The organism is Campylobacter sp. RM12654 (assembly GCF_020137585.1).
GTDB lineage: Bacteria > Campylobacterota > Campylobacteria > Campylobacterales > Campylobacteraceae > Campylobacter_E.
This window is the reverse complement of record NZ_JACGAR010000011.1, coordinates 45,363-67,748: the sequence shown is the minus strand read 5'-3', so window position 1 is coordinate 67,748 and position 22,386 is coordinate 45,363. Positions and strand designations below refer to the sequence as shown.

Genomic DNA, 22,386 nt, shown 5'->3' with positions numbered 1-22,386 from the left:
CGAACCTACGACCAAGCGGTTAACAGCCGCCTACTCTACCGCTGAGCTAATCCGGAATAAGTAGTAATCTTTAAGTAAAAGCGTAATAATAGCCAAGAAAATTTTGTTTGTCAAGAGTTTTTTGAAAAAAATATAAAAAAATGTGAAATTTAATAAAAAATGCTTTTAGTCAAAATGATTTATTGACTTAAAAGCACTTATAAATTATAAGTTTTTAAATAGTTTATAAGCAGGATTTATAAGCAATGCAGCACAAAATGCTTTTGCAATATCAGTTACTATGAAAGGATATAACCCTATACTAAGTATTTTATCCTTAGGAACATAAAAGCTTAAAATAAATAAGCCACAAATATAAAGCACCGCAGTAGCTACTAGAGCATATAAACTTAACGCAAAGACATTGTTTATATCATGGTCTTTAGCTTTTCCCATAATATAACCCATAGCAATCAAACCAAAAATATACCCACCACTAGGGCTTAAAATTGCGTGCAAACCACCACCGCTAGCAAACACAGGAAAGCCACACAAACCTTCTAAAAACCATAAAATCAAACTAAATAAAGCTAGTCTTGAGCCTAAAGCATAAGATATAGTTAAAACCACCATAGTTTGCATAGTAAAGGGTATGATGTCTATGCTTATTTTTAAATTAGCAGCAAATGCTATTAAAATACTTGCTAGTAATACTTTAGCTGTATTGCTTGCGGTATTTTTCTTTAAGCAAAAACTTTTTAAAGCTGCTAACATAATCCCTCCTTTGTAAAATTAAAAAATGATTATATACTAAAAATAATATTTATAAAGGAAGAATTATGAAAAAACATTTAATAGCCACTAGAGTAGGGGCATTTTATTTAGAAGATGATAAAATTACGCCTTTTATTTACGATGAAGCCCCGACTGATTTGATTAATCATTACACAAGCAGAATAAATCATAGCTCAAGAATTAAAAATCCTTGCGTTAGGCGTGGATTTTTAGATGGTTCTAAGGATAGATTAGATGATGAGTTTATAGAGATTTCTTGGGATAAGGCCTTTGAATTAATTGCAAATAATCTTAAAAAATATTATGAAGAATACGGCTCTAGCAGTATTTATGCTGAAAGTTACGAATGGGGTGGGGTAGGTAAAATCGGCTGGGGTAGAATGCTAATTCATAGACTTATCAATGCTCTTGGTGGCGGGGTCTTTGAGTTAGGAGATTATTCAACCGGCTCTGCAATAGCTAGTATGCCTTATGTTTTTGGCTCATCTTGTGTTTATGAAAGAGCAACTGATTATAAAGAAATAATCAAACACGCTAAAGTAGTGGTGTTTTGGGGAGCTAATCCTATTATTACAAGTAAAATTGCTCACGATATTCCTATGCACGAACACGAAAAATATCTAAAACAAATGGCTGAAAATAAAGATATTGAAGTAATTTTTATAGATATTAGAGCTAATGAGAGTGCAAAAATGATGAATGCAACAACTCTAACTCCTAATTCAAATTCTGATATGGCGATGGCTATTGGAATGTGTAATTATCTTTATACTAATAATCTTTATGATAAAGAATTTATAGAGAGTAAAACCACAGGATTTGATACATTTAAAGACTATTTTCTAGGTATAAACGACGGGGTAAATAAGGACTTAGAATGGGCTAGTAAGATTTGTGGTATTAGCAAAAATGATTTAGAAAATCTAGCCTTAAAGCTTAAAAATAATCCTAGTAATATTTTATTAGGTAGGTCAATTCAAAGACAATTAAACGGAGAATTTAACTACCTAGCAATAATTTGCTTAGCTGCTATGTGCGGATATATAGGCAAAGATGGTTTAGGGATTGAGTTTAATTTAAGCAGTGGTTGCAAGGGTGAGAGTGCAAAAAATACAGAAAAATTAAGCGATATAAATGCACTTTTAGGCGAAATAAAAGGCAAAAATCATTATATCCCAAGCTCAAGACTTAGCGAGTGCTTATTAAGGCCTAATACAAAAAGCACTTATAAAGATGAAGAAATCATCTATCCTGATATAAAATTAATGATAAATGCTTGTGGCTCATACCTTACCCATCAGCCAAATAGCAATGAGAGTTTAAAGGCTTTAAATAATCTTGAGTGCATTATCACACTTGAGCCTTTTTGGACGGCTCAAGCTAAGATGAGTGATATTGTTTTGCCTATTGCTATTGAAGGGGAGCGTTATGATATAGAGCAAAGCACGAATAAAGAAATAATTTTTGCACTAAAACCTATAAAAGAGCCTTTTTATAACACAAAAAGTGATTTTGAAATATGCAAAGAAATAGCAAAAAGATTTAATAAATCTTATGAATTTTGCCGTGATTTAGATGAATTAGACTTAGTAAAATTAGCTTATTTAGATATTAAAGAAAGATATTTTAAAAAAGGAATAATTTTAAGTGAGTTTGATGAGTTTTTAGAAAAATCTTATGAAAAAGTGCAGGGCTTAAGCGAGTTAGAGCCTTTTACAAGATTTAAAAACATAAAAAATATTAATTTAAGTATAAAAAACAATATCGCAAAATACGAGCAAAAAGATGAGCTTTTAAGCAAATATCCTTTATTTTTAACTTCTGCACATAGTCCTTATAGACTTCATTCACAACTACATAATAGCGATATAAGAGATAGTGAAAATGATTTAGAGCCTGTTTATTTGCATAAAGATTTAGCTATTAAAAAGGGTATTAAGCAAGGAGATATTGTAAGAGTTTTTAATGATAGGGGTGAGATTTTAGCGGGGGCTAGAATAATTTGTGATATTAATCCTAATAATATTTTGATTTTTCAAGGTGCTTGGTGGCAAATTGATGGTAAAAGGTGCCTAAATGGAAATGTAAATTTGCTAACAAGCTCAAGCCCAAGTTCAGCGGTATCAAATAGCAACACTGCTCACACTTGTAAAGTAGATATAGAAAAATTTAATGGCATTAAAAACTGGGAGAAAGACTGCTTTAAAGCTCCGAAAATTATTAAGAATTTAAATTATAAATTCTTATTTTAATTATCCTAAAAACTAGGATAATTAAAATTCTTTTTTGTTTAAATCATCTAAAATATTGCTAGCTAGGCTATCTACGCTATTTGCAGCTTTATTTGTATCATTTGCAATATTATCATTTTCTTTACTTAGCTCATCAATTTCGCTTATGGTTGTATTGATTAGATTAATTGCTTGAGTTTGTTCATCTATACTCATACCAATATCGTGAATTTGTTGGACTAATAATTTTACATTAGCTTCTACTTGATTTAATGAAGAGCTAGTGTTATTAGCTAATTTGCCAACTTCACTTGCAACTACGCTAAATCCACGCCCATGCTCACCTGCACGCGCTGCTTCAATAGCAGCATTTAAAGCTAATAAATTTGTATCTTCTGCAATGCCTCTAATAACATCAATTACACTTTTTATGCTATCGCTTTGTTGGATTATTTCTTGGCTTTTTTGAGCTACTGCAGTCATTGAACTTGACATTTGATTGATTGCTACTGCACTTTCTTCAAGGTTGTTTTTAGCCTTTTTACTACCATCTAATAAAAGTTTCATATTTTCTTTTAAATTATTAGAATTTGATTTTAAAGTATTGCTTATATTTTCTTGAGAATAAAGCATATTTTTAATTTCTTGTTGCAAGGTATTTAGGCTATTTTCTATTTCTCCTATTGGGTTTTTTATATTATTTTTAAATTTCATATTTGAGTATTCTTTTAATAGTTCATCAATTTGGTTAATATCTTTTCCTATTTTTAGTTTTAGAGTTTGCAACATTTCTTTTAGAATTTCTTTTAATTCTTTTATTTTTGGATTGTAAGGTTCGCTGGTGATTTCATTATTTAAATTACCTTGTTTGATAGAATTTGTAATATTTGTAATTTCATTTATACAGGTTTGGTCTTTTTCATAATTTTGCTTTAGTTCTAATACGGTTGCATTTATTTGCATAGCCATTTTGCCAAATTCATCTTTATTATTTGTGATTATTTTATCTACATCATTGCTTTTATATCTTAAAAAATCAAAAAAGCTATTAAGACCAGTATTAATTAAACTAAGATTTTTAATGATATTTTTAGATATTATATAGGCTAAAAACATATTTAAAATCTGTGCTAATAAGGCTATTATTATTTGAATAATTATTTCTTGTTGAGCTTCAGACTTATTTATATTTGCTTTATTTAGAATTTGATTTGTTATTTCGTTTTCTAATTTTTTATAATCTTCTATCACATTAGTAGCTACTTGGAAAAACTCATTTGCATTTATATTAAAATTACCATTTATATTATTATTCATAGCAGTTGATATAAATTCTTGAAGTTTTTTATAGCTTTCAAGATTTGAAAGATTTTTTAAATATTCATCAATAAAATTAATCTTTAGTTCTTTTAATTCTTGTAATTTTCCAGTAATGCTTGTATTTAAATAGCTAATGTTTGAAAAAGTATTAATATCCATAGTATTTGCATTAAATACTCCGTTTAAAGTCCCCCTTAATAAGCCATATCTTTCTTTAGTAGTAGATACTAAATTAAGAGCATCGCTTAAACTAGCATAGCTTTCATCAAGACTTTGAGAAATATCTTTAACTTTTTTGATTTGTTGATTTATTAAATTAGTATAATTTTGTAATACTACAGCTCTATTAGCCTTATTATCTACCATATTTCTTAGACTATCAACTTCGTTTTTTAAGTCGTTATTTAAAATAAATTTAGCTCTATGTTCTATTAAAGTTTGTTTATTTGCACCAGCTAAAAATCCTACGCTAAGACCACGCTCTACTTGTAATAAATGAATTATTTCACTATTTGTTGATATGATTTTTACGCTATCTTGAGCAATTATTGAAGAATTATATGTCTTATAACTATTTTTAATTAGCAAAATATTATAAATTAATAATATAATTAAAAATGTGCTTGTAAGCAATAAAAGTTTTTTAGAAATAGATATTTTAGAAATCATAAGTCCCCTTAATTAATAGATTTAGATTTTTATTTTAAAGTTTTTTAAAGAATTATATAAATTTTAGGAGAACGGATGAAATTTTTTTTAATTTTTTGTATGTTTTTTTCAACTTTACTTGGTAATTCATTTAAGGGTAGTGATTTTGATGAATTAAAAAGTATTGATGTAAGAGATTATTATGTGAGCGAATATCTTGATGGTATGGGTGCTAATTGGGATGGTAAAAAGTTATATAATAATCACAATCAAACTTATGAAATTAGTAAAGAATTTACAAAGGATTTCCCACCTTTTGAGATAAAAGGTCTTTTATTTTGTGGGACTGATTATTATGATACCTTTAATGATGTTATGTTAAATAAGCTTAAATGTGCTAAGTTTTATGTGGTTGATGTCCCTAATCAAAAGGGAGATTTAAAAGATAGGTTAAATTATTTAAGAGATTATTTAAAAGAGCATCCTAATAAAAATATTACATTTGTAGTTCAAAATGAATTTAATAGCGAAGATGAGTTTATAGATTTTTTTAACGAAGTTATTTTAAAAGAATCAGAAGGTGTATATTTACATAAAAAGAATACTGATTATGATGTTCCAAGACAAGATAAAATAGTGCAAATTAGAAAGTTTTATAAAGATAATTGCGTTATATCAAAAACTAATTTAAACAATGAAGGCAAGCTAATTAATTATGAATGCCAATGGAAAAAGATTAATGCTTTAAGAGCCCTTACTAAATTTACTGATGAAAAATTAAATAATAACGAACTTACAACTATTACTATAGGCAGTGGTTTTAATATTAACGAAATAAATAAACCATTAAACATAGGAACCAAGATTGCATTTAAGTATTACAAACTTGATAAAGATGGAAAACCTATGCATAGTGTATTTATTAGAAGTTTTTAAGGAGTGGTTATGAAAAAATTATTGTTTGTTGCTAGTTTTATTGCTTTATTTTTTAGCGCTTGCAACGATGAAGCTAAAACTACAAGTATTAAAACTGGAGATATATTAACTTTAAAAAGTTGGGATAATCAAGAAATAAAAATCAAAAGAGAAGAAAATGGCTTTAGTTTGGTTGATAGCAATAAAATTTTAATTATTGATATATTTGGGACTTTTTGTCAGCCTTGTAGAGCCGAAGCTCCAATGCTTTTTGATATACAATCAAAGCATTTAGATGATTTAGTGTTTGTTGGATTATCTTATGCAGAAGAAGCTGATAATGAAAAATTAAAAGAATTTGCAAAGAACTATAATGCGTATTATTTTTTAACAAATGATAAAAGAGCAGATTTGATAGTAGAAGCAATAACCGATGATATAAAATATAATACTCAGGTTCAATTACCTTTTAAGGTAATGTTAAAAGATGGTAAGTATCAAAAACTAGGCAATGAGTATTTTATTTTAGGTAAAGCTGATGAGGGATTATTAAGAGAGAGTATAAATAAAGCAAAGGAAAATAAATGAAAAAATCTTTAATATTATTAAGCGTATTAGCTTTTTTTGGCTGTGCGAATACTAACAATGTTGAGGTAGCAAAAGAAGTGAAAAAATTAGAAAATAAAGAATATAAAATATCAAAAATTATAGTTAAAGATACAAATAAAGAATATAGCAATTCTAGTAATTGGTCTTTAATAATTGAAGATAATAAATTAGGAATGTTTGTAGGTTGCAATAGAATTTTTAGTGCTATAAAACAAGAAAATAATAATATTTATTATGAAAATCCAGCAAGCACAAAAATGATGTGTCCTAATCAAGTAATGGAAGTAGAAAACGCAGTTGCTAGTAGTCTTACAAGTATGCAAATAATAGAAAATGGTTTAGAAAACGATAAAGTAAAAATTATTTTTGAATAATGATTTTTCTAGCAAACAAACCAATTAATATTAGTTCTAATTCTTACGCTTTAAAATTAGGTAAAAAATTAGGGCTAAAACTAGGGTATTCAGGCACACTTGACCCATTTGCTAGCGGGGCATTACTCTGTGCTGATAAAAAACATGCAAAATTATTTCGCTTTTTAAATCTTGAGCCAAAAGTCTATGAAGCAACGATTTGGCTTGGTGCAGTTAGTCCTAGCTTAGATAATGAAAACATAAGCTTTTGTAGTGTTAAAGAGCCTAGTTTAGAGCAAATTATTAAAGCTTTTACTAAATACCAAGGCGATATAACTTACACTCCGCCTATATTTTGTGCTAAAAAAATCAATGGTAAAAGAGCATATGAGTTAGCTAGAAATGGCGAAAAGGTTGAGCTAAATGAGTGTATAATGAGTGTGAGAGCTAAGTTTTTGCATTATAATTTCCCATTTATAAGCTTTAGATTAAGTGCTAGTAAAGGCACTTATGTTCGTTCATACGCTAAGCTAATTTGCGATGAATTAGGCGTAAAAGGGACTTTAAGTGCTTTAAGAAGACTTAGTGAAGGCGGCTTTAAAGATTTTATAAATTATGATGCTTTTGGAAGTGTTGATTTAGAAGAAAATTTTTATTTAGGCGATATAAACGACTTGCTATTAGGCAAAAAATTAAGCTTAAGTGATTTTAAAAAACAAGATTATAAAACCTATAAAATAGATTTAGGAGATTGTTTTAGCATTATTAGGTTAGATGAAAAAATAGAATATATTTTAAATAAGGTGGAAAAATGTTAGTAGTATCAAGAAATGCAGGCGAAGGAATAGTTATTGATGGTGGGATTAAAATTAAGATTTTTGAAATAAAGGGCGATTCGGTAAAAATCGGTATAGAAGCTCCTAAACAAACTTTAATTTTAAGAGATGAATTAGTAGATTCTATAAAAGATGAAAATATCCAATCAGCTGCATCTTCAAGTGAATTGCTAGATAGTTTAGTAAGCTCACTTTCAATGTATAAAAAAGATAAATAATGAAAGCTTTTGCAAAGATTAATATCTTTTTAAAAATTACAGGCAAAAAAGATAATTATCATCAATTAATTTCAAGATTTTATAGAATTGATAATTTATATGATGAGCTTTATTTTATACCTAAAAGCGAAGCTAGGAATTTAGATAAAACTTTAATTCCTAATTTAAATTCTTTATTAAAAATCAATGGAATTACTTATGAAAATGAGTTTAAACAAGATGTTTTGATGGATAAATTTTATTTGATAAATGATAATTTAGTAAGTAATTTTTATTCTAAAAGCGATATTTTTTCAAAAGTTTTAAGTCTGATTGATGAGAATTTAAAACAAGAATTTCAAAATAATTTTGCTTTAGTTTTACACAAAAATATCCCTACTTTTGCAGGACTTGGCGGTGCTAGTTCTAATGCTGCTTGTTTTATAAAACTATTAAATGATATAAAGCCTTTTGATACTAAAGCAATTGCTAGGCTTAGTGGGGCTGATGTGAGCTTTTTTGAAAGTGGGTTAAAGAGTGCTAATGTTAGTGGATATGGTGAGATAATTGATGATTTTAGCGATGATTTATGCGATTTTTCATTAGAATTTAGCACACCTTGTAGCACAAAAGATGTTTTTAGTGAATTTGCAAAAGAGCCAAAATATTATGCAAATGATGAATTAAGTAAATTAAAGACAAAAGAGCTTTTAAATAATTTTACAAATTATGATTTAAACGATTTGCTAAAACCTTGCAATGCTTTATATTCTATCACTTTAGACTATGCTAATAAGGGCTTATTTTTAAGTGGTAGTGGGGGTAGTTTTTTTAAACTTAAATCATAATTTATCTAATTTGTTTTAGTTTAGAATTGTTTATTTTAAACATTTTTGATGAACTTTTTTGAGCTAAATCCAAATCCACAATCACATTAGCTATATTTTTTGCATAATTTATATCAAATTCATACCCGTGCAAATTTGCACTACTTGAGTATAAATATTTAAAATTCTTTAAAAATAAACTATGTTTATTATCATTTACTAGCCTAAATGATATTTGGTTTTTATATATAAAGGTTGTTTTTTTAGCTTTTCTTACTTGATTTTTAAATTTATTTGGAACTCTTGCAAGGTTTTTAAGGCTAGTTAGATATGTGCTTGTGATTATGCAAGGTTTATTGATTTCTCTTTTTTTAGCTAAATTAATTTCTTTATAATCTTTACTTAAAAATCCAGCTGTAGTATCGGTTTGTGCTAGATAAATCATTTAACAAAACTTGGAATTTTATTTAATATCATAGTTGTAAAATCTATCATTTGATTCATCATCCAAGGCATTAAGAATATTATTATTACAACAACTAAAATGATTTTTGGTACAAAACTTAAAGTCATTTCGTTAATTTGCGTAGTCGCTTGAAATATACTTATTAAAAGTCCTGCAATAAGTCCAGCTAAGAGCATCGGAAGTGATAATAAAAGTGCTATTTTAAAAGTTGATACCCCAAGTGCAACTAAAGTGCTTTCCATATTAATCCTTATCATCAAAGTGTTAAACAATTTTAGGCAAAATTACTTAACTATTTATTATTAAAAAACAAGGAATACCCATTAGAAACGATTTTATTAAATTATTAAAAGAAATAGACATAAACCTTTGGCTACTTGTTTCTATATTTATTACACATTGTGTTTATTGTTTTTTGTTTTTAATTAATGGTATTTTTCCTATGGCTATTTTTAATATTTACTCAATAACGAGTTATTTTGTAGCAATTTGCTTTTATTTAAAAGACAAAATAACAGCAGCGTTTTTTGTAGCATTTGCCGAAATATTTTTACACCAAATTATGGGTTCTTATTATTTAGGGTTTGAAAGTGGATTTAGCACTATTATGATGTGCTTATTTTTCTTGCAATTTACATTTTTTAGCAAGTGGCTTTATAGAATATCAGTAAGTTTATTTTTGCTTTTTAGCATATATGGTTTATATTATTTTAGACATTATTTAGTAGGTGAATATAGTAATAGTCAAGATTTGTTTTTCTATATTAATACATTTTCAAGTTCGGTATTTATGTTAATTTATGGTGGTCTTGCAACGGTTACTTCAAATAAAAAATTATCCGACTTAACTTATTTGGTTTATAGAGATTTTCTAACAGGTCTTTTTAATAGAAAGTATTTTGAAGAAAAGATAATTCCTAACTTTAATAAAGATGAATCAATTTTAATAGCTGTTTGTGATATAGATAATTTCAAAAGAATTAATGATACTTATGGTCATGATATAGGCGATATAGTTTTAAAAAGTGTAGCATCAGCAATTCAGTATGAAATGTTAGGGCTTAAAGGCGTTGTTTCTAGATGGGGTGGCGAAGAATTTGTAGTGAAATTAAATGTAAAAAACAATCAAGAAGCAGAATACTATATGAATGTAGTAAAAAATTCAGTTTCAAAACAAGAATTGAAAAAATATAACATACAACCAACTATAACAATTGGTGGTATTTTTATTAAAAATCCTTGTAAAGATAGTTTTGAGCATTATTTTAAAATTGCCGATCAAGAATTATATTTTGGTAAAAAAAGCGGCAAAAATTGTGTAAATATACAAGTTTCATAATTTTTTTATAATTAAGTTTAATTTAAGAAAAAAAATATATAATTCTGTCTTTATTTCATAAGTGCGGGAATAGCTCAGTGGTAGAGCACAACCTTGCCAAGGTTGGGGTCGCGAGTTCGAACCTCGTTTCCCGCTCCATTATTTTACATATTTTGCCCAGATGGCGGAAATGGTAGACGCAAGGGACTTAAAATCCCTCGGTAGTTTTTACCGTGCCGGTTCAGGTCTGCACCTCCAAGCGGTAAGGCATGGGCCTGCAAAGCCTCCCGGTTCAAATCCGGTTTCCCCGGCCACTTCATTTTTAATCAATCTTTTTCATTTTATATTTTTTTAAAAAAGTATTTTGTTCTAGCTTTTTTAGCTCCTTTGTTAGAAGAAAATATTTTAATTGAGTGTTGAAAAACACTCAATATATTTTAATTAGAATTTAATTCCGAATTGATTTATTAATAAACCATCAAGCATTCCATTAAATTGGTCTAAAAATCCCATTTCTTTTACTATTGTAAGTGCAAAATAAGATGAAGTGATAGGTCCAGCACTTGTGATTATATTTTTACGAACTACTACAGGCTCATTTAATCTTGTTCCTTTAATTCCTTCTTCGCAACCTGGATAGCAAGTAAATTCATCACTTAAAACCCCAGCATTTGCTAAAACTATTGGAGAAGCACAAATTGCTGCTATTAATTTGTTTTGAGAATTTAAATCTTGCAAAATTGATTTGATTTTTTCACTATTTTTAAGGTTTGTCATACCACCAAAACCACCTGCTAATGCAATTGCATCAATGTTTTTAGTATCAACTTCGCTTAGTTTTACCTTAGCTTTTAAAACCATACCAGTATCTAGTGTAACTTCTAAATTATCATCTAAACTAGCACAAATTACATTTATATTAGCTCCATAATTTTTCGCTCTTAGAAGAATATCAATAATGCTAATTAATTCAATATCTTCAGCTCCATTTGCCATAGGCACTAAAATATTTTTCATTTTTACTCCTTTTAATTAGATTAGAGAATAATATTAATTAAAATTAAGTAATTAATTGTTAATATTCATTTTCAAATTTTTTAAAAAGGATATTGATGGATACAACAATTCAAGATGTAAAAGTCACAACCACAGAAACTCTGAATAAACTAATTGATTTGCAAAGTGCAGGTTTTGATTTTGAAGGATTTTTCTTAAAATATGGTTTTAAGATTTTAGGTTCAATTCTTATTATTGTTTTAGCATTATTTTTAATGAAAGTTGTAGGAAAAATTTTAAGAGTTACTTTAATTAAAATTAGCACAGATGAGACTTTAACCAATTTCTTAGTTAAGCTTGTAAAAATTATAATTTTAGTTGTTGGAATTCTAGCAGCACTTAATAATGTTGGTGTTGATACGACTTCATTCGTTGCTTTATTTACAGCTACATCTTTTGCTATATCTTTTGCATTTAAAGAAACTTTATCAAATATAGCTGCGGGTGTTTTGGTTGTAGTGTTTAGACCTTTTAAAATAGGTGATTATGTAAAATTTGGTGCAGGAGAAGGATTTGTATCTGATATATGTTTGTTTTCAGTTACGCTTAGAACATACGATAATACAAATATAATAGTTCCAAACTCAAAAGTTATAAGCGATAATATTTATAATTATTCTCGTGAAAAAACAAGAAGAATTGATTATTCTAAAGTAATTGACCCATCAACTTTATGTGATGTTAGAAAAGAAGTTGAAACAGCATTAGGTCAAAATGAATTAATTTTAAAAAATCCAGCAATTTATGTTGGGGTTAAAAATGTAAATGATACTAATATAGAAATAGCAATTCAACTATGGGTAAAAAATGAAAATTATGAAAAAGCTTCAATGCAGGTAAATGAAGCACTTGCAAAGATATTTATAAAATAATTTTAGAATTTGAAATGAGATTTTTATCTTATTTCAAATTCTTTTTTTTACAATAAAACTTAAAACATAAGCAATCATAAAGCAAAAACAAGCAAGTAAAATTATACAAGCTCCACTACTTAATTCATAAGCAATACTTAAAATTAATCCACCTAAGCAAAAAAATAGTGATAATAATACAGAAATAATCATCATAGATGAGAGCTTGGTGCAAAACATAGAAGAAATATAGCTAGGAATACAAAGCAAAGCTAGTATTAAAACCATTCCAACTACTCTTAAACTAATCACTATACAAACAGCAGATGCAATTATTAGCATATAATAAATTAGATTTGCATTAACACCATTTGCCTTGCAAAACTCACTATCAACGCTAACTCCTATTAATTGTCTATAAAATACAAAAGCCATTATGATAAAAGCTATATCAGCACCTAGCATAATATAAATATCACTTAATTCAACTGCCAAAATAGCTCCAAATAAATAGCTAAAAACTATGGAATTTGAATTAGGACTTAAATCGCTAAGCAATATCCCAACACTCATTCCAAAAGCCCATACTACACCAATTACAGCATCTTGATTTTTGTAATTTCTTGATAAATATGCAATCAAAACAGCACAAGCAATAACAAAGGCTAAAGTGCTAAGCATAGTGCTAACTCCAAAATAAAGCGAAATCCCAAGCCCACCATAAGCTGCGTGAGAAATACCACCTACCATTGCTACAAGGCGATTTGTAAGAACAAGTGCTCCTATAATCCCACAAGCAATGCTTACTAAAACCGCTGCTAAAATTGCATTTTGAATAAAATTATAATTTAGATATTCCATAATTTTCCCATATATCAACTTCGCATAAATTATTTTTATGCGTTGCTAAGTGTAATAATTTGTTGCTATCAAGACCTTTTGTGATTTTGTGTAAATGTGCGGTCTTGCTAATATGAATTAATTTATTTGCATACGAAGAAATTAAAGCTATATCGTGGCAAACACAAATTATGCTAATTCCTTGATTATTAAGGCTTTTTAATAATTCAAACACTTCTATTTGTCCTTTTGCATCAATACTAGCAGTAGGCTCATCAAGTAATAATAATTCACAGCCACTAAGTATTGCTCTAGCTATTAAAACTCTTTGTTTTTGCCCGCCACTTAAACTTGCAAATCTTTTATTTGCATAATCTTTTAAGCCCAATTTTTCAAGTGCTAAAAGTGCATTTAATTTATCTTGTTTTGAATTAAAAAAGAATGAATTTCTTTTTAAAGTTCCCATCAAAACTACATCTAAAACATTGATAGGAAAACTAGGATTTATATTAGCAACTTGCGGGACATAACTTAATTTATTTGTGTTTATAATAATTTCGCCTTTACTTGGTTTTAACAAACCCAATAAAAGCTTTAAAGTTGTGCTTTTTCCACCGCCGTTTGCTCCTATAATTCCTACGAATTCATTTTTTTCTACATTAAAACTAATATTGCTTAAAATCTCTTCCGTATCGTAAGAAAAGCTTACATTTTTTACTTCAATCATCCAAAAAATCCTATAAATAATCCAACGCATATTACAAATACAAGGCTTAAAATCTCTATTTTTGAGTTAAATTTAAATCTTGTTATTATAAATGCGCTTAAAAATATAGCCAAACTCATACCTAATGCGATTAATAAAGCCGCTATAAAAGCTCTAGCACCTAAGCTACTTATAAAACCAATTACTAAAATAAGTCCAGGACAAGGCAATAAACCTATGCTAAATGCTAAGAAATTATCAAGAACTTTTTCTTTATTTACTACATTTAAAATTCTATTCTCATTAGCCACACTAAAGCTTTTTATATTATTTGGTGTTTTTGCAATTTGTGAAATTTGTGGTTTTTTTAGTTTTAAATAAAGCAAAATAAGTGCTAAGAAACTTATTAAAAATCCTGAAATTTTATTAAGATTTAAAAGATTAAATAAAGAGAAAAAACTAGCAATTATAAAGGCATTTACTAAGTGAATAAAACCTACTTTTAGACTAAAAAATAATATTTTTTTCTTAGAGTTCATAAAATAAGCTGCAGTTATGCTTTTTCCGTGACTTGGTAGTAAAGCGTGAAAAAAGCCATAAATTAGTGCGATAGGATATAAATATATGCTATTGTCTTTTAATAATTCAAGCATTTTGCTCTGTAATTTTGCTAATTTTTCTAATAAAATATCATAAAATGATTTTGAAATTCCTGTTTCAAATTCTTTTGATTTTTCTACTTTTTCATCTACTTTTTGAGCTATTTTTTCTATTACATTTGCTTTTTGAAATTCATAATAAACTGCATTTAGATTAATGTTTTCATTAATGCTAAAACCATCTACTTTATAGGTATTTTCTTTTATTTTAAAATTAAAAAACCCATCTAAATCCTCTACCGAAAACATTAAAACTCTATCAATTTTAGGACTAAAATCATAATCTATAAAGTATTCTAAAAAAAGCTCCTTATCAAAACTTACTTTAATATCTTTAACAATAAATTTGATTTTTTTGCTTTCTCCGAATGGCAAATCATAATATTTTAAAGTAGTCAAAAAATCTCTAGGTAGTAAATAATCAAGCAAAGCAGCACGAACGGCTACTAATTCTTTTTCATCTAAATTCTTGTCATTATTTAAATCATAGCCGTCTAATAGTGTTTGTGAAAAATTAGAAGAAAATTCCCATGAAATGGAATTTCCTTTAAAGCTAACATGAGCAGTTGGCGTATATAAAGCACATAAAGCACAAGCGTATATATTAATGCTTAGAACAATTATCGTTAATAATTTTCGCAAAGTTTAAAAGCTCCTTAGATAATTCATTAGAAAGTTGATTGATTTCTACTAATTTTAATCCACTTTCCTTGTGAATGGTTTTTGCTAATTTATCATTAAATTGCGGTGCTTTTAAAACAAGGCAAGCTTTTTTATCTTTTGCAATTTCTATGATTTTTGCTAATTCACTAGGTTTTATTTCTTTACCTTCAAATTCTAAAGTATATTCAACAAGATTATATCTTTTAGCAAAATATCCCCACGATGGATGAGCACTTATAAAACCTTTTACATTCACATTTTTCGTTAAATCATATATTTTTAAGTTTAATTCATCTAATTCTTTTTCATAATTTTTTAGATTTTCATCAATTGTTTTGCTTTCATTAGGAAAAGCTTCTTTTAAAGCATTAGCTGAATTTTGTGCAATTTGTTTTAATAAAATAGGGTCAGTCCAAATATGCACATCTAAGCCTGAATGCTCGTGATGATGCTCGTGATGATGGTGCTCTTCTTTATGATTTGAGCCTATGTGATGAATTAAGTCTTTTTTAATATCTTTTACGCTCATATTTTTAGGATAATAAGTTGGCCAATTATCCATTTCTTTTAGCAATTCTTCTTGACTAGAGTTGCCAAAAAATATATGAAAATGTTCTAAATCTTCTGTAGGAGCGATATTGTGGTCGCTAAATTGCACATATTTAAAAGCTGCATCTTTATTGGTAGCTTCAAATAAATATCTAACACCTTTTTTACCTGATTCATAGGTTAGTATTTTGTATCCAATATATTTATAATTTGATTTTTTACTTATACCATTTTGTATAAATTCCATACTATCTTTTGTAATGATTATGCTTTCTACATCGGTTTTATAGCCATTTAGATAATATTCTTTATATTCTTGCTCGGTTTTATCTTTTTTTGCATTTGATTTTAATTTGTAATATTCATCAAAATCTCCATTTTTAGCGTAAGGATAAATTGATTTCCAATCACCAATCCAATCACTTAAATCTCTATTTTTTACATCATTATCATCAAAAATCCCATTATACACATCATCATTATGTTCGTGATGGTGCTCGTTTAATTCTTTATGAGAATAATTATTTTTTTGGATATTTTCATCAGTGTGAATTATTTTTATATTAGTATTTTCAGCAAGTCTTTTAAGCCATATATCTTCAATTTCAACCCCGATACCTAAAAATACTTTAGCCTTACTAAGCTCCATCATTTGCTTTGGTTTTGGCTCGTAAGTATGCGGGTCAGCTCCTGCTGGCATAAGAGTTGTAATATTTGCATTTGGTAATAGTTTTTTAACAATTTCAACTTGTGGTAATATGCTAACTCCTACATTATTAGCTAATAAATACACGCTAGCTAATGAACTTAATAATATCTTTTTCATTGCAATTCCTTTTCATAAATGTTTTAAAGTTGCAAGTATAGTAAATTGTTGCTTAAATGCAACTTAGTTGCAAAAAATAAATTAGGTTTAAATTTTAATTTTTTTTGCTATTATTTACGAGATGAATTCAGTAAAATTATTAAAAAAGCACGATATCGGTATTACAGAACTTAGAATTTTATTATTAGATGAGCTTTTAGCTGCTAAAGAGCCTATGAGTTTTGATGAATTTAAAACTAAGGCAAATAAAACTACATTTTATAGGACGATGGAGCAGTTTCAAAAGTCTAAATTGGTAAATAAAATTGATTTAGATGGCAAGGGTTATTATCAAATAAATAAAGGTAATAATGCACTTTTTGTGTGTGATATTTGTCATCATACTAAAGATTTGGAGTTTCCAACAATTAATAATTTAAAAGTTAATTCTGTCTTGGTAAAAGGAGTTTGTGAGGAATGCAAGGACAATGATGAATAAGATTATATTTTTAATTGTATTTATTGTTTTTGCTTTTGCAGATGAGAATATATATAAACCTTTAACTAGCATACCTTATGATAAAAAATTAGCTGCCGTTGGTAAAAGATTATATTTTGATGTAAATTTAAGTCCTAATAAAGTATCTTGCAATACCTGTCATAATTTAAATCTTACTGGTAGTGGGACAAATAATTCTGGTATAAATTCTGATAATTTAACAAACCCACCAACAATTTTAAATATTGTATATTCTAATTTGTTTTTTAAAGACGCAAATATTACTGATTTAAGAGAACAAATTAAACAAACATTAAAAGACGATATGAATATTACGCCTGATGAATTTAATAGTTGGGTTAAGTTAAATGTAACATATCAAAGATGGTTTAATGAAATAGGATTAGCCGCTAATTATGATAATTTAGTAAGTGTTTTGGTAGAATTTGAAAAAGCCTTAATAACTCTTGATGCTCCTTTTGATTTATATTTAAAAGGAGATAAAAATGCTATAAGTGATAATGCTAAAAGAGGACTTAAATTATTTAATTTTTATGGCTGCTCGTCGTGTCATAATGGTAGTAATTTTGGAAGTAATATAATTGCTGATATAAATACTAGCTTTTCAGAAGGCTGTAAATTAGAAGATAAAAAAGTAAAAGTGCCTACTTTAAGAAATATTACAATTACCCAACCATATACATATCAAGGAGCATTTAATAATTTAGAAGATATTGTTAGAGTTATGTCTGCTTGTCAATTAGGCATAGTTATGCCAGATAAAGATGTTGATGATATAATAGAATTTTTAAAAACACTTGAAGGAAAAAGACCTAAGATTTTGGAAGAGAAATGAATAGAGAATATAAAAATATAGAAATAAAAACATTTGTTCAAAAGATTTTACAGATTTTCATTGCTGCAATGATGGTTGGCATTTTTGTATGCACTGGAATATTTTTTACCAAACTTCATCAAATAGATATTAATTACGATATAAATAATCACATACACGAAATTATGTTAGATAATCAAGAATTAATGCTAAATATAGAAAGACCAAGTATTTATGCAAATTTTGAAAATAGTGGCAAGAAGTTAAGTGAGATTGATGTTAAAACTAATGAGTTAATTCAAATTCTTAAAAACAATAAACAATTAAATGCTAATGAAGAAGAAAAAATTAAAAGTAGTATAGAAAAATTAAAACAATATATAAAAGATTTTAATAGTTTATTAGGGACTAGCGGAAGTGATTTTAAAAGCTTTAATGTGCTTTATTCTCAATCAAAATTGGTTGATGTAAAACAAAATGTTTTAGAGTATATATTTGCTACTAAAATTAGCGTGAGTTCAATAAAAGGATATATTGAGTTTTTAGACTCATTAATAGAAAATAATACAAAACAAATTATTGATTATAAAACACAATTAATTGAACTAAAACAAAATTATGCAAAAACCAAATTAGATAAAGATAAAGAATACATAGAGCTTTTAGAAGATAAAATTGCAACTATTGATGATGAAAAAACATATTTAATATTAAGTAGAAAATTATTAGATGGAGTGAAAAAACTTCACGAAGAAAAAAATGAAATTAAAAATTTCACAGATTTTGAAAATATTTTAACTCAATTAAAATTGCAAGTTTTAAGTAAAATTGAGCATTTAGAAAAGACAAATGACCAATTAGTTTTAGTTGGTGCAATTTTTGCAGTTTTATTAATATTTACTACTTTTATTATTTTTAAATATAGCCTAGATTTAACAAGTGCATTAAATATTTTATATAAAGCATTTTTAAATTCTCCAATTCAACAAGTTTTAATAAATACAAAAAATAAAAAGAATTTATATGCTGAATATGTAAATGATACTTTTACATTCAATGTTCATGCACCAACCGAACAAAGTGAAAGTATAAGAAAAGCACAAGCTGTGAATTTTTATGATTCATTAGATGGAATTATTGATTTGACTGATAGTGCTAAAGGGTTTGATTATGGAACGCTAATTCAAGAAAGTCATAGCAAAATCCAAGCTTATAATGAAAATGATATTACAAGTAGAAAAGAAACTAGATTTTTCTCTGTATTTAGAAAAAATTTAGGTGATAATATTGAGCTGATTAATAAAGTTGATGTAACTAAAAAAATCTTACAAATTAAAGATTATAAAACCAAGCTTGATAATATGCAAAAGAAATTAGATACAGATAGCTTAACAGGTTTATTATCTTTACAGGCTTTACAAGATAGGGAATTAAAAGACGATAAAGCTAATAAAAATAATATTTTCTTATATTTAAAAATTGATAATTTCAATGATTTAAGGCTGAATTATTCAACTATTATGATTGATGAGATTATAAAAGTTTTTGCAAATTCTTTAAAAAATGCTTTAAATGTGAAAAATAACGATGAGGTATTAAAAAGCACTAGTATTTATCATTTGCAACTAGATGAGTTTTGTATAGTTTATAAAAACCACGAAGAAGCTATGGCAGCAGCTGATTTGATACAAAATCATTTTAAAACCCAAACAATGAACTCTACACGGGGCAAAAAAAATAAATTTGAGTTAAAAATAAATTCTGGTATGGAACTTAAAGACTTAGAATTAAATATCGGAATTTCAAGTGAGCGTGATATTAGAAAGTCAAATCAAGAGATTATTAATAGACTTGCACAAGCAATCTTAGCAAGTTATGAGACTATTAAAACAAAAGAGCCTTATTGTGTTTATAAAGAAGGTTTAAGTATAGAAAAACAACACGCAGAGCAACAAAGAGTAGTAGGTCAGATAAGATATGCTTTAGAAAATGATAAAATATTTGTGGTTTGTCAAGGTGTGCATAATTCTATTACAAAAGAAGTTTCTTATTATGAAGTGTTAGTAAGGTTAAGAGATGAGCATAATAATATAGTCTCACCGGGACTTTTTTTAGATGTAGCAAGAAAAGTGGGTCTTTATAAAGATATTCAAGAAGTAGTAATTAATAAGGTTTTTGATTTGATAGAGCAATATCCTAATGCGAATTTTAGTATAAACCTAGCTAACTCTGATATTATCAATAAAGAAACTAGAGATGTATTTGAAAATAGATTAGAAAAATGCTCTCGCCCAGAAGCTTTATGTGTTGAGATATTAGAAAGCGAAAGTATTGATAAATATGATGATTTATCAAATTTCTTAAAATCAATTTCATTTAGGGGTTGCAAGATAGCAATAGATGATTTTGGTAGTGGATATTCAAACTTTTATAGATTATTAAAAATTAAGTTTGATTATTTAAAAATTGATGGCTCAATCATTGAAAGTTTAGTAATTGATAATAATGCTAGAACCGTTCTTGAAACTCTAGTGGGATTTGCTCATAAGCAAGGTTATGAAGTTGTAGCTGAGTTTGTAAAAAATCAAGAAATTTTAAAAATAGTTCAAGATTACGGAATAGAAAAATCTCAAGGGTATGAGCTAAGCAAACCTGAAGAACCACATAATATTTTTATTTAGAATTTAAAATAGGAATTTGAAAATCTATTAAAAGGAGCAATAATGAGAAGTGATACTATTAAAAAAGGTTATACAAAAGCACCAAGTAGGTCATTATTAAGAGCCGTTGGGCTAAAAGATGAAGATTTTGCAAAGCCATTTATTGGGGTTTGTAATAGTTTTATAGAGATTATTCCAGGGCATTTTTATCTAAATAAATATGCTGAAATTATCAAAGATGAAATACGCAAAAACGGCTGTGTGCCATTTGAATTTAACTGCATTGGTGTTGATGATGGTATTGCTATGGGACATAGTGGAATGCTTTATTCGTTGCCAAGTCGTGAATTAATAGCAAGTAGTGTTGAGACGGTTATGAACGCACATAGCTTAGATGCAATGATAGCTATTCCAAACTGCGATAAAATTACTCCAGGTATGATTATGGGGGCTTTAAGAGTGAATGTGCCTACTATTTTTGTAAGTGGTGGAGCGATGGCTGCAGGTAAGCTTAAAGATGGTTCTCAAATTGATTTAAATACAGCGTTTGAAGCGGTTGGCGAATACGAAGTTGGTAAAATTGATGAAGCAAAATTAAAAGAAATTGAATGTGCTGCATGTCCTGGAGCTGGAAGTTGCAGTGGAATGTTTACTGCAAATTCAATGAATTCTTTAATGGAAAGCCTTGGTATTGCGCTTAAAGGAAATGGAACTATTTTAGCTTTAACTTCTGAAAGAGAAGAATTATTAAGAAGTGCTGCAAGAAGAATTTGTGAGATTGCAAAGAGCGAAGAGCTAAGCGAAAAATACAAAATTAGAAATATTTTAAATAATAAGAGTTTAAAAAACGCTCTTGTTTGTGATATGGCAATGGGCGGTAGCACGAATACAATTTTACACACTTTAGCAATTGCAAAAGAAGCTTATGCTGATGAGATTGATTTAAAATTAATGCACGAAATCGCTCAAGATACACCACATATAGCTAAGGTTAGCCCAAGTCTGCCAGGAACTCATATGCAAGATGTAGGAAGTAGTGGTGGAATATATGCAATAATGAATGAAGTTAGTAAAAAAAGTAAATTCTTTAGCAAAGATGCACTTACTATTAGTGGAGATAGCATAGGAGAACTTATTAAGGATAGTAATCCTAATGGAAAGGCTATTAAAACGCTTGAAAATCCATACTCTGAGCGTGGTGGATTATGCGTATTATTTGGCAATATCGCAAGAGAAGGTGCGGTAATAAAGGTAGCCGGTATCGTTGGTGATAAGGTTTTCCGTGGTAAATGTGTTTGCTTTAATTCTCAAGATGAAGCAATAGCAGGGATTAGCAGTGGAAAAGTGGTTGCTGGAGATTGTGTAGTAATTCGCTATGAAGGTCCAAAAGGTGGTCCTGGAATGCAAGAAATGTTAAGCCCAACAAGTCTTATTATGGGTAGGGGCTTAGGTGCGTCGGTTGCATTACTTACTGATGGTAGATTTAGTGGGGCGACTCGTGGTTTTAGTGTAGGGCATTGCTCACCTGAAGCTGCTGAAGGTGGCGAAATAGGGCTTATTAAAGATGGAGATTTAATAGAAATTGACACTATTAAATGCACTATAAATCTATTAATTGATGATGAAGAAATGGCTAGAAGAAGAGCAGAATTTAAGCCTATTAAAAAAGAGCTTAATTCAAGATGGCTTAGAATGTATCAAAAGCTAGTTAGTAATGCTAGTAGCGGCGGTGTTTTAGACCTTGATGGTTTGAATGAAATGAAATAATT

The 22,386-nt window shown here is 28.0% G+C and carries 22 protein-coding genes, 1 tRNA gene and 1 pseudogene; 14 read left to right on the top strand and 10 right to left on the bottom strand.

The features are described 5' to 3' along the window. Positions 1–204: 204 nt before the first annotated feature. A complete protein-coding gene (locus AVBRAN12654_RS05300) occupies positions 205–753 on the bottom strand; it encodes a biotin transporter BioY (RefSeq protein ID WP_214116243.1) in 549 nt (182 codons plus the stop codon). 65 nt (positions 754–818) lie between these two features. Here AVBRAN12654_RS05300 and AVBRAN12654_RS05295 point away from each other — a divergent pair, with 65 nt between their 5' ends. Then, on the top strand, positions 819–3,026 hold the full coding sequence (locus AVBRAN12654_RS05295) for a molybdopterin-dependent oxidoreductase (RefSeq protein WP_336614068.1): 2,208 nt from the start codon (positions 819–821) through the stop codon (positions 3,024–3,026). A gap of 21 nt (positions 3,027–3,047) precedes the next feature. Here AVBRAN12654_RS05295 and AVBRAN12654_RS09560 read toward each other — a convergent pair whose 3' ends face one another. Both AVBRAN12654_RS09560 and AVBRAN12654_RS09555 read right to left on the bottom strand, forming a co-directional pair. Next, complete coding sequence (locus AVBRAN12654_RS09560) at positions 3,048–3,572, bottom strand: methyl-accepting chemotaxis protein (RefSeq protein WP_442862318.1); 525 nt, start codon at positions 3,570–3,572, stop codon at positions 3,048–3,050. A 648-nt stretch (positions 3,573–4,220) separates the two neighbouring features. Next, positions 4,221–4,994 (bottom strand): annotated as a pseudogene (locus tag AVBRAN12654_RS09555) (nitrate- and nitrite sensing domain-containing protein); the annotation flags it as partial. A 75-nt stretch (positions 4,995–5,069) separates the two neighbouring features. Between AVBRAN12654_RS09555 and AVBRAN12654_RS05285 the strand changes: the two are divergent. The 6 genes from AVBRAN12654_RS05285 to AVBRAN12654_RS05260 are packed head-to-tail and all read left to right on the top strand — an operon-like array spanning position 5,070 to position 8,731. Further along, complete coding sequence (locus tag AVBRAN12654_RS05285) at positions 5,070–5,909, top strand: hypothetical protein (RefSeq protein WP_336606977.1); 840 nt, start codon at positions 5,070–5,072, stop codon at positions 5,907–5,909. 9 nt (positions 5,910–5,918) lie between these two features. After that, a complete protein-coding gene (locus AVBRAN12654_RS05280; RefSeq protein WP_214119653.1) occupies positions 5,919–6,476 on the top strand; it encodes a TlpA family protein disulfide reductase in 558 nt (185 codons plus the stop codon). After that, positions 6,473–6,871, top strand: a complete 399-nt coding sequence (locus AVBRAN12654_RS05275) for an META domain-containing protein (RefSeq protein WP_336606976.1) — start codon at positions 6,473–6,475, stop codon at positions 6,869–6,871. Before AVBRAN12654_RS05280 ends, AVBRAN12654_RS05275 begins: the two co-directional genes overlap by 4 nt. Beyond that, on the top strand, positions 6,871–7,668 hold the full coding sequence (truB, locus tag AVBRAN12654_RS05270; protein WP_336614066.1) for a tRNA pseudouridine(55) synthase TruB: 798 nt from the start codon (positions 6,871–6,873) through the stop codon (positions 7,666–7,668). Before AVBRAN12654_RS05275 ends, truB begins: the two co-directional genes overlap by 1 nt. After that, positions 7,662–7,904, top strand: coding sequence for a carbon storage regulator CsrA (csrA, locus tag AVBRAN12654_RS05265; RefSeq protein ID WP_214116264.1), 243 nt, complete (start codon positions 7,662–7,664; stop codon positions 7,902–7,904). Before truB ends, csrA begins: the two co-directional genes overlap by 7 nt. Beyond that, entirely contained in the window at positions 7,904–8,731 is an 828-nt protein-coding gene (locus AVBRAN12654_RS05260; RefSeq protein ID WP_336612317.1) for a 4-(cytidine 5'-diphospho)-2-C-methyl-D-erythritol kinase, read from the top strand. Before csrA ends, AVBRAN12654_RS05260 begins: the two co-directional genes overlap by 1 nt. A gap of 1 nt (position 8,732) precedes the next feature. Here the strand turns inward: AVBRAN12654_RS05260 and AVBRAN12654_RS05255 are convergent, their stop codons facing one another. Both AVBRAN12654_RS05255 and fliQ read right to left on the bottom strand, forming a co-directional pair. Beyond that, positions 8,733–9,155, bottom strand: coding sequence for a Sua5 YciO YrdC YwlC family protein (locus AVBRAN12654_RS05255; protein WP_214116267.1), 423 nt, complete (start codon positions 9,153–9,155; stop codon positions 8,733–8,735). Beyond that, a complete protein-coding gene (gene fliQ / locus AVBRAN12654_RS05250) occupies positions 9,152–9,418 on the bottom strand; it encodes a flagellar biosynthesis protein FliQ (protein WP_214116269.1) in 267 nt (88 codons plus the stop codon). Before fliQ ends, AVBRAN12654_RS05255 begins: the two co-directional genes overlap by 4 nt. 200 nt (positions 9,419–9,618) lie before the next feature. On the opposite strand from fliQ, the gene AVBRAN12654_RS05245 reads away from it, so the two are divergent. Together AVBRAN12654_RS05245 and AVBRAN12654_RS05240 are read left to right on the top strand one after the other, a co-directional pair. Continuing rightward, positions 9,619–10,515, top strand: a complete 897-nt coding sequence (locus AVBRAN12654_RS05245) for a GGDEF domain-containing protein (protein ID WP_336612316.1) — start codon at positions 9,619–9,621, stop codon at positions 10,513–10,515. A 63-nt stretch (positions 10,516–10,578) separates the two neighbouring features. Beyond that, positions 10,579–10,653: transfer RNA gene (locus AVBRAN12654_RS05240), tRNA-Gly, on the top strand. A 282-nt stretch (positions 10,654–10,935) separates the two neighbouring features. Here the strand turns inward: AVBRAN12654_RS05240 and AVBRAN12654_RS05235 are convergent. After that, entirely contained in the window at positions 10,936–11,511 is a 576-nt protein-coding gene (locus AVBRAN12654_RS05235) for a DJ-1 family glyoxalase III (RefSeq protein ID WP_214119649.1), read from the bottom strand. 95 nt (positions 11,512–11,606) lie between these two features. On the opposite strand from AVBRAN12654_RS05235, the gene AVBRAN12654_RS05230 reads away from it, so the two are divergent. Then, complete coding sequence (locus AVBRAN12654_RS05230) at positions 11,607–12,422, top strand: mechanosensitive ion channel family protein (RefSeq protein WP_336614065.1); 816 nt, start codon at positions 11,607–11,609, stop codon at positions 12,420–12,422. 33 nt (positions 12,423–12,455) lie between these two features. Here the strand turns inward: AVBRAN12654_RS05230 and AVBRAN12654_RS05225 are convergent, their stop codons facing one another. Genes AVBRAN12654_RS05225 through AVBRAN12654_RS05210 form a run of 4 tightly spaced genes read right to left on the bottom strand, consistent with a single transcriptional unit; the run spans position 12,456 to position 16,644 of the window. Beyond that, positions 12,456–13,262: a metal ABC transporter permease gene (locus tag AVBRAN12654_RS05225; protein WP_239803164.1), complete on the bottom strand. Its 807-nt coding sequence runs from the start codon at positions 13,260–13,262 to the stop codon at positions 12,456–12,458. Then, a complete protein-coding gene (locus AVBRAN12654_RS05220; protein ID WP_214116301.1) occupies positions 13,243–13,968 on the bottom strand; it encodes a metal ABC transporter ATP-binding protein in 726 nt (241 codons plus the stop codon). The genes AVBRAN12654_RS05225 and AVBRAN12654_RS05220 overlap by 20 nt, the downstream gene beginning before the upstream one ends. Beyond that, positions 13,965–15,248 (bottom strand): hypothetical protein, encoded by a 1,284-nt coding sequence (locus tag AVBRAN12654_RS05215; protein WP_214119647.1) that lies wholly within the window; start codon positions 15,246–15,248, stop codon positions 13,965–13,967. Before AVBRAN12654_RS05215 ends, AVBRAN12654_RS05220 begins: the two co-directional genes overlap by 4 nt. After that, on the bottom strand, positions 15,211–16,644 hold the full coding sequence (locus AVBRAN12654_RS05210; RefSeq protein ID WP_336614064.1) for a metal ABC transporter solute-binding protein, Zn/Mn family: 1,434 nt from the start codon (positions 16,642–16,644) through the stop codon (positions 15,211–15,213). The genes AVBRAN12654_RS05215 and AVBRAN12654_RS05210 overlap by 38 nt, the downstream gene beginning before the upstream one ends. A 121-nt stretch (positions 16,645–16,765) precedes the next feature. On the opposite strand from AVBRAN12654_RS05210, the gene AVBRAN12654_RS05205 reads away from it, so the two are divergent. Genes AVBRAN12654_RS05205 through ilvD form a run of 4 tightly spaced genes read left to right on the top strand, consistent with a single transcriptional unit; the run spans position 16,766 to position 22,384 of the window. Further along, positions 16,766–17,122 (top strand): transcriptional repressor, encoded by a 357-nt coding sequence (locus AVBRAN12654_RS05205; protein ID WP_214116307.1) that lies wholly within the window; start codon positions 16,766–16,768, stop codon positions 17,120–17,122. Beyond that, on the top strand, positions 17,115–17,978 hold the full coding sequence (locus AVBRAN12654_RS05200; RefSeq protein ID WP_214116310.1) for a cytochrome-c peroxidase: 864 nt from the start codon (positions 17,115–17,117) through the stop codon (positions 17,976–17,978). The genes AVBRAN12654_RS05205 and AVBRAN12654_RS05200 overlap by 8 nt, the downstream gene beginning before the upstream one ends. Continuing rightward, positions 17,975–20,638, top strand: coding sequence for an EAL domain-containing protein (locus AVBRAN12654_RS05195; protein ID WP_336614063.1), 2,664 nt, complete (start codon positions 17,975–17,977; stop codon positions 20,636–20,638). Before AVBRAN12654_RS05200 ends, AVBRAN12654_RS05195 begins: the two co-directional genes overlap by 4 nt. Positions 20,639–20,680: 42 nt before the next feature. After that, positions 20,681–22,384, top strand: a complete 1,704-nt coding sequence (gene ilvD / locus AVBRAN12654_RS05190; protein WP_239803159.1) for a dihydroxy-acid dehydratase — start codon at positions 20,681–20,683, stop codon at positions 22,382–22,384. Positions 22,385–22,386: the final 2 nt, after the last annotated feature.

Coding starts and splice junctions, on each gene's coding strand:
- AVBRAN12654_RS05220 (WP_214116301.1), bottom strand. CDS start 13,968: ATGATTGAAGTAAAAAATGTAAGCTTTTCTTACGATACGGAAGAGATT.
- AVBRAN12654_RS05205 (WP_214116307.1), top strand. CDS start 16,766: ATGAATTCAGTAAAATTATTAAAAAAGCACGATATCGGTATTACAGAA.
- AVBRAN12654_RS05195 (WP_336614063.1), top strand. CDS start 17,975: ATGAATAGAGAATATAAAAATATAGAAATAAAAACATTTGTTCAAAAG.
- fliQ (WP_214116269.1), bottom strand. CDS start 9,418: ATGGAAAGCACTTTAGTTGCACTTGGGGTATCAACTTTTAAAATAGCA.
- AVBRAN12654_RS05210 (WP_336614064.1), bottom strand. CDS start 16,644: ATGAAAAAGATATTATTAAGTTCATTAGCTAGCGTGTATTTATTAGCT.
- ilvD (WP_239803159.1), top strand. CDS start 20,681: ATGAGAAGTGATACTATTAAAAAAGGTTATACAAAAGCACCAAGTAGG.
- AVBRAN12654_RS05285 (WP_336606977.1), top strand. CDS start 5,070: ATGAAATTTTTTTTAATTTTTTGTATGTTTTTTTCAACTTTACTTGGT.
- AVBRAN12654_RS05225 (WP_239803164.1), bottom strand. CDS start 13,262: ATGGAATATCTAAATTATAATTTTATTCAAAATGCAATTTTAGCAGCG.
- AVBRAN12654_RS05200 (WP_214116310.1), top strand. CDS start 17,115: ATGAATAAGATTATATTTTTAATTGTATTTATTGTTTTTGCTTTTGCA.
- truB (WP_336614066.1), top strand. CDS start 6,871: ATGATTTTTCTAGCAAACAAACCAATTAATATTAGTTCTAATTCTTAC.
- AVBRAN12654_RS05245 (WP_336612316.1), top strand. CDS start 9,619: ATGGCTATTTTTAATATTTACTCAATAACGAGTTATTTTGTAGCAATT.
- AVBRAN12654_RS05235 (WP_214119649.1), bottom strand. CDS start 11,511: ATGAAAAATATTTTAGTGCCTATGGCAAATGGAGCTGAAGATATTGAA.
- AVBRAN12654_RS05255 (WP_214116267.1), bottom strand. CDS start 9,155: ATGATTTATCTAGCACAAACCGATACTACAGCTGGATTTTTAAGTAAA.
- csrA (WP_214116264.1), top strand. CDS start 7,662: ATGTTAGTAGTATCAAGAAATGCAGGCGAAGGAATAGTTATTGATGGT.
- AVBRAN12654_RS05295 (WP_336614068.1), top strand. CDS start 819: ATGAAAAAACATTTAATAGCCACTAGAGTAGGGGCATTTTATTTAGAA.
- AVBRAN12654_RS05275 (WP_336606976.1), top strand. CDS start 6,473: ATGAAAAAATCTTTAATATTATTAAGCGTATTAGCTTTTTTTGGCTGT.
- AVBRAN12654_RS05230 (WP_336614065.1), top strand. CDS start 11,607: ATGGATACAACAATTCAAGATGTAAAAGTCACAACCACAGAAACTCTG.
- AVBRAN12654_RS09560 (WP_442862318.1), bottom strand. CDS start 3,572: ATGAAACTTTTATTAGATGGTAGTAAAAAGGCTAAAAACAACCTTGAA.
- AVBRAN12654_RS05300 (WP_214116243.1), bottom strand. CDS start 753: ATGTTAGCAGCTTTAAAAAGTTTTTGCTTAAAGAAAAATACCGCAAGC.
- AVBRAN12654_RS05280 (WP_214119653.1), top strand. CDS start 5,919: ATGAAAAAATTATTGTTTGTTGCTAGTTTTATTGCTTTATTTTTTAGC.
- AVBRAN12654_RS05260 (WP_336612317.1), top strand. CDS start 7,904: ATGAAAGCTTTTGCAAAGATTAATATCTTTTTAAAAATTACAGGCAAA.